The following is a 9860-nucleotide window of genomic DNA, read 5'->3' as shown; positions in this document are numbered from 1 at the left end:
CCGACGGCGAGCGCATGCCGGACGCGCACGCGGCGCACGACCAGAACATCTCCCCCGCCCTGGCCTGGAGCGGCTTCCCCGAGGGCACCAAGTCGTTCGTGGTGACCTGCTACGACCCCGACGCGCCGACACCGATGGGGTACCACCACTGGACCGTCGTGGACATCCCGGCCGACGTCACCTCGCTCGACACCGGCGCAGGCGCGCCCGACGGCTCGGGCCTGCCCGCCGGCGCGTTCCACACACGCAGCGACGGCCACACCCCGGGCTTCGAGGGCGCCGGCCCGCCGCCCGGCGACCACCCGCACCGGTACATCTTCGCCGTGCACGCGCTCGACGTGGAGCCCGGCGAGCTCGGCCTCGGCCCGGACAACACCAACGCGCAGGTGGCGATCAACGTGTTCTTCCACCTGCTGGGGCGTGCCCAGCTCACGGCGACGTACAGCCGGTGAGGTGCGGCCGATGAGCGAGAACGCCACCCTGCCCACCCTGGGCGACCTCGCCTGGGCGCCCGCGCTCGACCATCCGGAACTCCTCGCGGAGCCGGTGCTCGCCGCACTGACCACCTGGGCCGACGCCGACCCCCGGGTCGCGGGCCTGGTCGCCGTCACCGAGATCGACCCGGACCACGCCGAGACGGCGACGCTCAACGAGCTGCACGACCTGCCGCCGGAGGCGTCGGCCAACTGCGTGCTCGTGGCGGGCAAGCGGGGTGACGACGAGCGCGTCGCGGCGTGCGTCGTCCCCGCCAGCACGTTCGCCGACGTCAACAAGCGTGTGCGCAAGCTGCTGGACGCGCGCAAGGCATCGTTCCTGCCGATGGACCGCGCCGTCGCCGACTCCGGCATGGAGTACGGCGGCATCACGCCCGTCGGGCTACCCGAGGGTTACCGCGTGCTGGTCGACTCCCGGTTCACCGAGGAGGGCACGATGGCGCTGATGGGCTCGGGCGTGCGCCGCTCCAAGCTGCTCATGCCCGGCCCGCTGCTGTGCGAGATGCCGGGCGTCGAGGTGATCGAAGACCTGGGCGTTACCCGCTGACCTTGCCGTCCATCGCCGCGTCCATGCGCTCGGCGAACTCGGCACCGTCGAACCGCACGGCGCCGCCCGAGGTCCCGGCCGGGGACAGGGCGCTCCGCACGTACCTGCGGAACTCCTCGCTGAGCTCCACGTAGTGCTGCAGCCGCGGGCGGGGCGACGCCCCGTCCAGCGCCTGCCGCAGCGCGTCGTTGGCCTTGCGCAGCGGGTCGTTGGTGCCCTCGACACCCTTCCCGGTCGCGTAGTCGACCAGGGACGCCGCCAGGCCGTCCGTCGCCGGCTCACGCGCCCAGGGCGTCTCGAGGTCGCGGTACGGTGCCTCGCGGCTCGCGGCGAAGCCTCCGCGCTCGAAGATCACCTGGTGGCTACGCTCGTCCGTGAGGAACTCGATGAGCCGCCGCGCCGCGACCGGGTATTTCGAGGCCGCCGCCACGGCGAGGCTCTGCCCGCCGAGCACGCCCCCGCCGGGCACCGGCATGAAGCCGACCCGGAACGGCGCCGCGTCCTCCCCGCGCAGCAGGCGCAGCGCTCGCGGCCAGTGCCGCAGGAACACCGCGCGCCCCGCGGCGAACGCGGCGAGCGACCCCTGCTCGTCGAACGCGAGCGACGCGGCGGTCCCGCTCGGGCCGTCCGACGACGCGCGCAGCCGCGCGGCAAGGGTCTCGAGGGTCTCCCCGATCCCGTCGACGTCCTCGAACACCGGGCGCCCCTCACCGTCGACCGAGACGGCGTCAGAACCCAGCAGGATCTCCCACAGGTTGACCGTGCACCCCTCGTAGTCGGCGAGCTGCAGCGCGATCGCGGTGTCCACGGGCGGCCGGCTCAGGCCGGCGCGTTCGCCGCCCACCGCGGCGAAGACCTCGTGCGCGAACCGGTCGAGGCCGGCCCAGCCGTCCCCCACCGGGATCGGGTCCGTCGTGGGCACGGCGCCGTCGTAGTACTCGGTGATCAGGTCCAGGTTGCAGTACAGCAGCCCGACGTCGGAGTTGAACGGCAGCGCGTACACGCCGCCGTCCCAGGTGCCGGCCGCCCACGGCTCGCTCAGAAATCCGTCGCCCGAGGCCTCGTCGAGCACCCGCAGGTAGCCGCTCTGCGCGAACTGCGGCACCCACGGGATGTCCAGGTTGTAGACGTCGTAACCCTCCGCGCCGGCCTGCGCGGCCGTCAGCATGGTGCTGTAGGCGAGGTCGGCGTTGCTGGAGACCTCCACGATCCGCGCGGGGTGCGCCTCGTGCACCCGGTTCCACAGGTCCACGAGCAGACGGCGCTGCCCGCCGTCGGTCTCGTCACGCCCGCTGAGGATCGTGAGCTGGTCCTCCGCGGCGAACGTCTCCATGTCGTCGGCGCCGCCGAAGATCTGGTCGAGCCCCAGCCGAAGGGCGGCGACCCCCACGAACCCGGTCGCCGCACCCACCAGGAAGCCTCTGCGGGTGGCCCAGCCATGCCCGTTCGAGTGGTCGTGCGAGCCGCTGTCTGTCGCTCCGTCGGTCATGTCACCGGCCTCCCAGCTGCCCGAACAGGCTGCCCAGGGTGCTCTCCAGCTCGCCGAAGGAGCTGTCCCAGCACTCGCCGTCCCACTCCGCCGCGATCTGCTGCAGGTCGCTCACCTGGCACGACGCCTCCCCCACCGCCACGACGTACACCCGGACACCCGAATCAGCCGCGGCACGCGCGGAGCCGATCAGGTCCGACGCCGACAGGTCGGCCCCCGCACCACGTCCCGGGCGGTTCTCGCCGTCGGTCAGCACGACCAGCGCGGTCAGGGGCCTGCGGGCGGCGGCGCCGGTGTCGAGCTCGATCAGGTGGGACGTCCCGGCGTCGATCGCGTCGTAGAGGGGTGTGTACCCGCTCGGCCGCAGCCGGCCCAGGTGTTCGGGAGCCTCGCCCTGCGCCGTCTGGCTCGACGTCAGGCCGAGCAGCTCCTGAGGGCTCGACGTGGCCGCCCCGGAGAACCGCCACACCCCCACCTGGTCGGACCCGCTCAGGTGCCCGAGCGCCCCGAGGACCCCGCGCCGCGCCACGTCGATGCGTTTCCGGTCGCCGTCGGCGGGCCGGCCCATGGAGGCCGACGAGTCCACCAGCACCAGCACCCGAGCCGGGCGCCGCGCCGTGCGGTACCGCTCCTCGGTGGACAGCACGCGCGTGTACGCGACGACGCTCGCACCCGGTTCGACCACCGGTGCGCCCTGCAGACCGGGCAGCGGCCCGTCATCGCCCGATGGCGGGCGCCCGGCCAGGCCGCGCACCTTCGCCTCCCGGTCGAGGACGGTCTGCCCCTCGGTCGTACCGAGCCACTCCACGAAGGCCTCCGCGGCCTCGGCCCGGCGTCCGGCGGACTCCTCCTCCGCCCAGTCCAGCCGCACCGCCGTGTAGTCGAGGCCGAGCGGCGAGCCGGGATAGAACGGGACGAGCGTGCCGGCATCGTCGGCGCCGCTCGAGGCGGGGCAGGCCGCGCCGCCGTCGAGCATCGCGCGTTCGGTCGTCAGCACCGCCACCCGCGGCGGCTCCGCCGTGGACAGCTCACGCAGGCGGCACAGCAGGGCGCCGTCGGTCCCGAGCGGCAGGCCGGCCTGCTCGAGCGCGTGCCCCAGGTCGAGCTCCAGCGACTCCGCGTCGGAGCCTCCGGAGGGGATCCCGTCCGAGTCGCCGTAGAGGCCCACGGTGTGCAGCGCCGCGGCGAACGACGTGTCCGGGTTGGCCCGGACGACGGAGAGGCCGGCCGTCCCGGCCGCCGCGATCAGCTCCTTGGCCGTGTCGTCCGACCGGATCGTCGCGCGCAGGGTCTTCGCGTGCGCCTCGGGCACCGCCAGCACCAGCGGTGAGCCCGCCACGAGCGTGCGGCCGGAGATCGTGACGTCCTGGGTCAGCGCCTCCGAGGCCACGATGTCGGCCTGGGCCCGCGACTCGGCGATCCACACTGCCGGCCGGGGCCCGAGGACCGGCGCGGCCTCGTCGTCCTCGGCCGAGGCGTCTCCCCAGCCGGACGCGAACGCCGCGCGGAGCGCCGGCCATCCCACGCCGAACGTGGTCACGTGGTACCGGGGGCAGGCGAACGGCGTGGTCGAGTCCTGCTCGAACGCGTCGGCTGCCGCCGCGAAGCCGGGGGCGCCGTACTCCGGGACCATGACGGCCACCTCGGTCGCGTCCTCACAGGACTGACCGGACGCCACCATCACCGCCCCGCCCACACCGAGGGACAGCGCGAGCGCCCCTGCCCCGATGACGAGGATCCGGTGGCCGCGCACCCACGCCCACACCGCCGCCGCCAGGCGCGCGTAGGTCCGCGCCCGGAAGATCGAGGACAGGCCCGCCAGCGCCAGTACGACGAGGGCCGCCAGCAAGGGGATCTGGATCGAACGGTCGACGACCTCCATGAAGCCGGCGCAGATGACCGCACCGGTGCCGAACACCGCGAACACGGCGTTGCGGCTGGTGTCCCACCAGCGCCCGAACCTGCTGCCCGAACCTCCCGTACCGGCCGAACGCCCCGCGCTCCCTGCAGGCTGCCCCGTTGCACCCATCCGTCCTCCCGGAACGTCAGGGTCCGATATCTACCACATTGGCCTCAGTGTTCGCAGGTCAACGGCGATTTCGGGGCAATGTCCGCGGTTCAGTTCTCCGCGCGGCCCTTGCGCCAGTAGCCCATGAACGCCACGGACTTGCGGTCCACCTGGCACTCGTTCACGAGGTAACGGCGCAGCGTCTTGATGACACCCGCCTCGCCCGCGAGCCACGCGTACAGCACGGTGTCCTGCGCGAGGGGCCGGCCCGACTCGTCGATCGGCACCTCCCAGAGCATCTCGGTGTCGACGTCGACGTCGTGCGCCTCGCCCGACAGGTCCAGCCCGGCGGCGGTGAGGGCCGGCGAGGTGTCCGACGACGGCCGCACACCCATCGCGAGCAGCCGGTCCGCCGCGTCCTGCACAGCCGGGACCAGCACGTCGCCGTGCTCCCGCCCGTCGCGCGCCAGCCAGTGCACGCGCACGCCCGCGGGGGCGGCGAGCTCCCAGCCGTCCTCCGGGTGGGGCACCTCGAGGAAGACCTCGCCCACCGCGTCGTCGGGCAGGGACTCGCAGATGGCGGCGATGGCGGGAACGGCGGTCTCGTCGCCCGCCAGCAGCAGCGCGTGGCTGGACGACGGCGGAGCGAACTCGACACCGCCGTGGACGCCGTCGTACTCGGCGTTCGGGCCCATGATGACCAGCGGGTCGCCGGCGGCCGCGGTCAGCGCCCAGCGCGACGCAGGTCCGGTGTCACCGTGCATCACGACGTCGACGTCGACCTCGCGCAGGTTCTGACGGACCGTGCGGACGGTGTAGGTGCGCATCGGGTTGCGCTCGTCGTCCGGGAGGGAGCGCCATGCGGCGTACCAGTCGGGGTCGTCGCGGCGCAGGCCGTCCCAGCCGCCGCGGGGTGACGGGAGGAGGAGCTTGATGCGCTGGTCACGGCCGTTGTCCGCGAACTTGTCCAGGTCCGGGCCCCGGAAGGTGAACCGGACGAAGGACGGGCACAGGCGCGTCACGCGCGCTACCTCGACATCGAACATGCGCGAGGGCTTGACGTCGAGCCCCTCGGTCTTGGTGGTCACGACGGTGAGCCTAACCTAACTTTGGGGGCCCTGCGCCACCTCTTCCGGGCATCGGACGCGGCATCGTGACGGGACCCACAGCGGACCGGAAAACGAACGGGAAACCGCACGCTCGGGCGAGGAAAGATCACCCCATCAATTTCAAAGTTAACCCGGACAAAAGGTGCATCTCGGCACATGAGCCCGCTTTACTCTCCAGTGGACCATGCCCTGGTAGCGGTCCCACCGTCAGGACGATGCATGTCCGGCGGATTTCCCCACGCGTCCGTCCCGCACTCGCTGGAGAGCCTCACCATGATCGACCACTTCGCGTTGGGCTGGGTCACGCCCATCCTCTCGTTCCTGCTCTCGTGCGCCGGGTGCGCCGTCGGCCTGACCTGTACGGCTCGCGCGCGCGTCTCCCACGGCTTGGCGAGCACCGCCTGGCTCGGTCTCGGCGCTGTCTCCATCGGCGGCACCGGCATCTGGGTGATGCATTTCGTGGCGATGCTCGGGTTCCACGTCCGCGGCACCGAGACCCGGTTCGACGTCGCCCTCACGATCGCCAGCGGCCTGCTCGCCATCGCCGTCGTGGGGCTCGGCCTCTTCATCGTCCGCGCGGCCGGCGTCGGGGCCTTCGCGCTCCTCGCGGGCGGCACCGTCACCGGTCTGGGCATCGCTGCCATGCACTACCTCGGCATGCGCGCCCTGAAAGTAGGCGTCGCGATCACCTACGACCCCGTCACCGTCGTCATGTCGGTGCTCGTCGGCATCGTCGCGGCGACCGCCGGCCTCTGGCTCTCCGCCAAGGTGCGGAACTTCGCCGCCGGCACCGCCGCGACGCTCATCATGGGCCTGGCCGTCTCCGGCATGCACTACACGGGCATGTCGGCCATGCGGGCAGAGGTCGTCACCGGCGCAGTCGTCGTGCCGGACGGCGGCGTCTCCGTCGGCGCGCTGCTCGGCCCGCTGATCATCGGCGTCACCATCAGCACGATCCTGCTGCTCCTGGTCGTCGGGCTGGCGCCGAGCGCCGCGGAGCTGGAGGCCCAGGAGAAGTTCAAGGGCTGGCAGGGCCGGCAGGAGCAGATCCGGCGCGATGCGGCCGACCCCCGCCGGCGGTCCCAGCTCCTCTGACGGGCCTACGGGGTCGCCCGGTGCCGAGCGACCCCGCTAGCTACTCCTTGACGGACCCGGCCGTGAGGCCCTCGACGATCCAGCGGCTCGCCAGGGCGAACAGCACCATGGTCGGCAGGATCGTGAGCACCGCTGCGGCCGACATCGGGCCCCAGGCGATGTTGAATGTCGAGATGAAGCCGTTCAGGGCGGCCGGGATCGTCTTGTTGGCGTCGGAGTTCATCAGCACGACGGACAGGAACAGCTCGTTCCAGCAGTTCACGAAGTTGAAGATGAACGCGGCGACGATCCCCGGCGCCATGACCGGCACGAGCACGCGGAACAGCGCACCCAGGCGCGAGCACCCGTCGATCATCGCCGCCTCTTCCAGCGCGTCGGGCATGTTCTCGAAGAACCCGCGCAGCATCACGGTGGAGAACGGGATGCACATCGCGACGTAGACGAGGGCGAGCCCCGGCTTCGTGTCGACCAGACCGAGATCGGAGAGCATCGCGTACAGCGGCCCGAGCGCGATGAACGCCGGGATCATCTGCGTCAGCAGGAACGCCCCGAGCACTGCGCCCTTGCCCCGGAACTCGAACCGGGCCAGGACGTAGGCGCTGAGCAGCGCGATGAGCGTCGCGGTGGCCCCGGCGGTCAGGGCGACCACGAGCGAGTTGCCGATGAACGTGCCGAAGCTGGAGGTGGCGAACAGCTCCGTGTAGTTGCCGGTCGAGGGCTCGGAGGGCCAGTACTCCAGCGGCCACCGGTTGATCGAGCCCGGTGACTTGAACGACGTCACGACCACCCAGTAGAGCGGGAACAGGGTGATGACCAGCCACAGCGCGAGTCCCGTGACCCTGGCGACACGCATCGTCATCGCTGGTTCACCCGCCTCATCGCCATCAGGTAGAAGGCGCAGAAGACGAACAGGACGACCATCACGACGAGCCCGATGGCGCTGGCCAGGCCGTAGCTGCCCTGCTGCGTGAACTCGATCATCCACGTCGTGACGATGTGCGTCCGGCCCGCGGGCCCGCCGGCGGTCATCGCGTAGATGATCTCGGGCGAGTTGAACGTCCAGATCGCGCGGAGCAGCACGGTCAGCGCCAGCGTCGTCCAGATGTACGGGACGACGATGGAGAAGAGCCGGCGCACCGTGCCCGCGCCGTCGATGGCGGCGGCCTCCAGCACCTCGTCGGGCACCGACTGGAGAGCCGCGAGGATCATGATCGCGAAGAACGTCACGCCGTACCAGACGTTGGCGACGATCACCGCGACCATCGCGAGCCGCGGCTCGGCGAGCCACGGCAGGGGCGCCTCGATGGCGCCCGCCTTCATCAGCAGGTCGTTGACCACGCCGAACTCGGCGTTGAACATCCAGCGGAACAGCATGCCGACGAGGAAGCCGGACACCGCCCACGGATAGAACACGAGCGCCTGGTAGAGCGCGCGGAAGCGGAACCGGCGCCACAGCCCCAGCGCGACGAGGAACCCGATCACGAGCTGGGGCACTATCGAGCCGACGACCCACACCACGGTGTTGCCGGCGACCACGGGGAAGACCGGGTCGCTCAGGATCGTGGCGAAGTTCGCCAGGCCCACCCAGGGCGTCGCGGTGAGGTCCCAGAGGTTCCAGTCCCGGAACGCCATGTGGACGCCCTGCAGCATCGGGAAGTACGTGAACCAGCACACGAAGACGATGGCGGGCGCCAGGAACCCGAGGATCGTCAGCGCGTGCCGGCGGCCGAAGGCCGTCCGGCGGCGGGTAGCGCGTGGAGACCCGGCCCGCGCCGGAGGGAGGGTGGTGGCCGTCACGTCACTGCTCCGCGGCGTACTTCTCGGTCCAGAACGTGTCCCACTCCTCGAGCAGCTCGGTCGTCGTCATGTCGCCGAGCAGGACCGCCTGCACGTCCTGGTCCGCCTTCTGCTCCCACTCCGTCCACCAGCTCTCGCCGCGCGGCTGCACCACGTTGACGTAGGTGTCGGGGTCCTCGGTCATGGTGACGTAGCTCGTCCACGGGCCCTCGGAGTAGAACGGGTCCTCTCCCGCGCCGTCGATGATCGGCACGAGGCTGTTCTCCTGGGCGAACCGGGTCGCGGGCTCCTCGCCCGAGAGGAACTCGACGAGCGCGACCGCCTCCTTTTTGTGCTCGCCGGCCTCGGCCACGCCCCAGCCCGCGGTCGCGAGCGGCTGCGCCGCCTTGCCCGTGGGGCCGGTCAGCAGCGGGGCGGTGGACCACTGGTCCTGCGTGATCGTCGTCGACTCCGACACCGTGGCGATAACCTCCGGGTCCTGCAGCAGGAACGCCGTCGACCCGTTGGTGAAGCCCTCCACCATCTCGGGGTAGCCCCACGACACGGCCGACGGCGGTGCCGCCTCCTCGAACAGGGAGAAGTAGGTGTCGACGGCGTCCTGCGCCTCGGGCGCCGCGAAGATCGTCGACCCGTCCTGCAGCAGGTACGCGTTCTCCACGTCGAGGTCGTCGATCGTGTACGCCTCCACGGCCGCGACGACGTTGCTGAACCCGTTCTGACCGCCGCGGAACGCATAGCCGTAGGTGTTCTGCGGCGGGTCCTGGATCGCGGAGGCCTGTTCGAGCAGCTCCTCCCACGACGCCGGCGGGCCGTCGAAGCCCGCCTCCTCGACGAGGTCCGTGCGGTAGAACAGCGACAGCCCGTAGAAGCCGTACGGCACGAAGTAGCGGGCGCCGTCCTGCGCGGTCACCGCCTGCGCGTTGTCGGTGAGGGCGTCCCAGCCCGCCCAGCCGGTGACGTCGTCCGACAGGTCGTACAGCCAGCCGTTGTTGCTGAACGCCCCCACGGTGCTGTCGCGCACCTCGAGGACGTCGACGCCCCGGCCCGACTGCAGCATCTGCTGCAGCTTCTGGTCGGCCTGGTCGGTGGGCGGGGAGACGAGGTCGACGGTGACACCGGGGTGCTCCGCCTCGAACTCGTCCAGGAGCTCGCGGATCAGCTCGGTCCGGGCCGGGTTGGTGAGGCTCTCGACCATCTGCAGGCGGACGGTCCCGTCGTCGGCGGATCCGGCTCCGGTACAAGCGGTGAGCGCGAGCAGGCCGATCGTGGCCAGGCCCGCGGTGACGACAGTCCGGGTGCGGTTCATGTGCGCACCTCTCCT

The 9860-nt window shown here is 71.5% G+C and carries 9 protein-coding genes; 3 read left to right on the top strand and 6 right to left on the bottom strand.

From position 1 onward, the window contains the following. Together EW117_RS13915 and EW117_RS13910 are read left to right on the top strand one after the other, a co-directional pair. Window positions 1-452: YbhB/YbcL family Raf kinase inhibitor-like protein (locus EW117_RS13915; RefSeq protein WP_129787292.1), on the top strand; the 452-nt coding region annotated here is incomplete at its 5' end. 10 nt (window positions 453-462) lie between these two features. Further along, window positions 463-1041, top strand: a complete 579-nt coding sequence (locus EW117_RS13910; protein ID WP_129787291.1) for a YbaK/EbsC family protein — start codon at window positions 463-465, stop codon at window positions 1039-1041. On the opposite strand, the gene EW117_RS13905 is transcribed toward EW117_RS13910, so the two are convergent. The 3 genes from EW117_RS13905 to EW117_RS13895 all read right to left on the bottom strand — a co-directional run bounded on the left by EW117_RS13905 (window position 1031) and on the right by EW117_RS13895 (window position 5626). Then, complete coding sequence (locus EW117_RS13905) at window positions 1031-2530, bottom strand: extracellular solute-binding protein (RefSeq protein WP_129787290.1); 1500 nt, start codon at window positions 2528-2530, stop codon at window positions 1031-1033. The genes EW117_RS13910 and EW117_RS13905 overlap by 11 nt on opposite strands. 1 nt (window position 2531) lies before the next feature. After that, window positions 2532-4559: a vWA domain-containing protein gene (locus tag EW117_RS13900; RefSeq protein WP_129787289.1), complete on the bottom strand. Its 2028-nt coding sequence runs from the start codon at window positions 4557-4559 to the stop codon at window positions 2532-2534. Window positions 4560-4648: 89 nt separating this feature from the next. Beyond that, on the bottom strand, window positions 4649-5626 hold the full coding sequence (locus EW117_RS13895; protein WP_129787288.1) for a siderophore-interacting protein: 978 nt from the start codon (window positions 5624-5626) through the stop codon (window positions 4649-4651). A 240-nt stretch (window positions 5627-5866) separates the two neighbouring features. Here EW117_RS13895 and EW117_RS13890 point away from each other — a divergent pair, with 240 nt between their 5' ends. Next, on the top strand, window positions 5867-6742 hold the full coding sequence (locus EW117_RS13890) for an MHYT domain-containing protein (protein ID WP_242504284.1): 876 nt from the start codon (window positions 5867-5869) through the stop codon (window positions 6740-6742). A 40-nt stretch (window positions 6743-6782) separates the two neighbouring features. Here the strand turns inward: EW117_RS13890 and EW117_RS13885 are convergent, their stop codons facing one another. Genes EW117_RS13885 through EW117_RS13875 form a run of 3 tightly spaced genes read right to left on the bottom strand, consistent with a single transcriptional unit; the run spans window position 6783 to window position 9845 of the window. Continuing rightward, complete coding sequence (locus EW117_RS13885; RefSeq protein WP_129787287.1) at window positions 6783-7601, bottom strand: carbohydrate ABC transporter permease; 819 nt, start codon at window positions 7599-7601, stop codon at window positions 6783-6785. After that, the gene (locus tag EW117_RS13880) at window positions 7598-8539 is read right to left on the bottom strand and encodes a carbohydrate ABC transporter permease (protein ID WP_129787286.1); all 942 of its coding nucleotides are present in this window, start codon (window positions 8537-8539) and stop codon (window positions 7598-7600) included. Before EW117_RS13880 ends, EW117_RS13885 begins: the two co-directional genes overlap by 4 nt. A 1-nt stretch (window position 8540) precedes the next feature. After that, window positions 8541-9845, bottom strand: a complete 1305-nt coding sequence (locus tag EW117_RS13875) for an ABC transporter substrate-binding protein (protein WP_129787285.1) — start codon at window positions 9843-9845, stop codon at window positions 8541-8543. Between the last annotated feature and the right edge of the window lie 15 nt (window positions 9846-9860).

Origin of the sequence: Promicromonospora panici, assembly GCF_900608595.1 — a bacterium.
In the GTDB taxonomy this organism is placed as follows: domain Bacteria; phylum Actinomycetota; class Actinomycetes; order Actinomycetales; family Cellulomonadaceae; genus Promicromonospora; species Promicromonospora panici.
Note: the sequence above shows the minus strand (reverse complement) of the source record. Positions and strands in the feature narration are given on the sequence as shown.

Bases quoted from the DNA above. Each gene is read 5' to 3' on its own strand.
- EW117_RS13910 (WP_129787291.1), top strand. From the start codon at position 463: ATGAGCGAGAACGCCACCCTGCCCACCCTGGGCGACCTCGCCTGGGCG.
- EW117_RS13905 (WP_129787290.1), bottom strand. From the start codon at position 2,530: ATGACCGACGGAGCGACAGACAGCGGCTCGCACGACCACTCGAACGGG.
- EW117_RS13900 (WP_129787289.1), bottom strand. From the start codon at position 4,559: ATGGGTGCAACGGGGCAGCCTGCAGGGAGCGCGGGGCGTTCGGCCGGT.
- EW117_RS13890 (WP_242504284.1), top strand. From the start codon at position 5,867: ATGTCCGGCGGATTTCCCCACGCGTCCGTCCCGCACTCGCTGGAGAGC.
- EW117_RS13885 (WP_129787287.1), bottom strand. From the start codon at position 7,601: ATGACGATGCGTGTCGCCAGGGTCACGGGACTCGCGCTGTGGCTGGTC.
- EW117_RS13875 (WP_129787285.1), bottom strand. From the start codon at position 9,845: ATGAACCGCACCCGGACTGTCGTCACCGCGGGCCTGGCCACGATCGGC.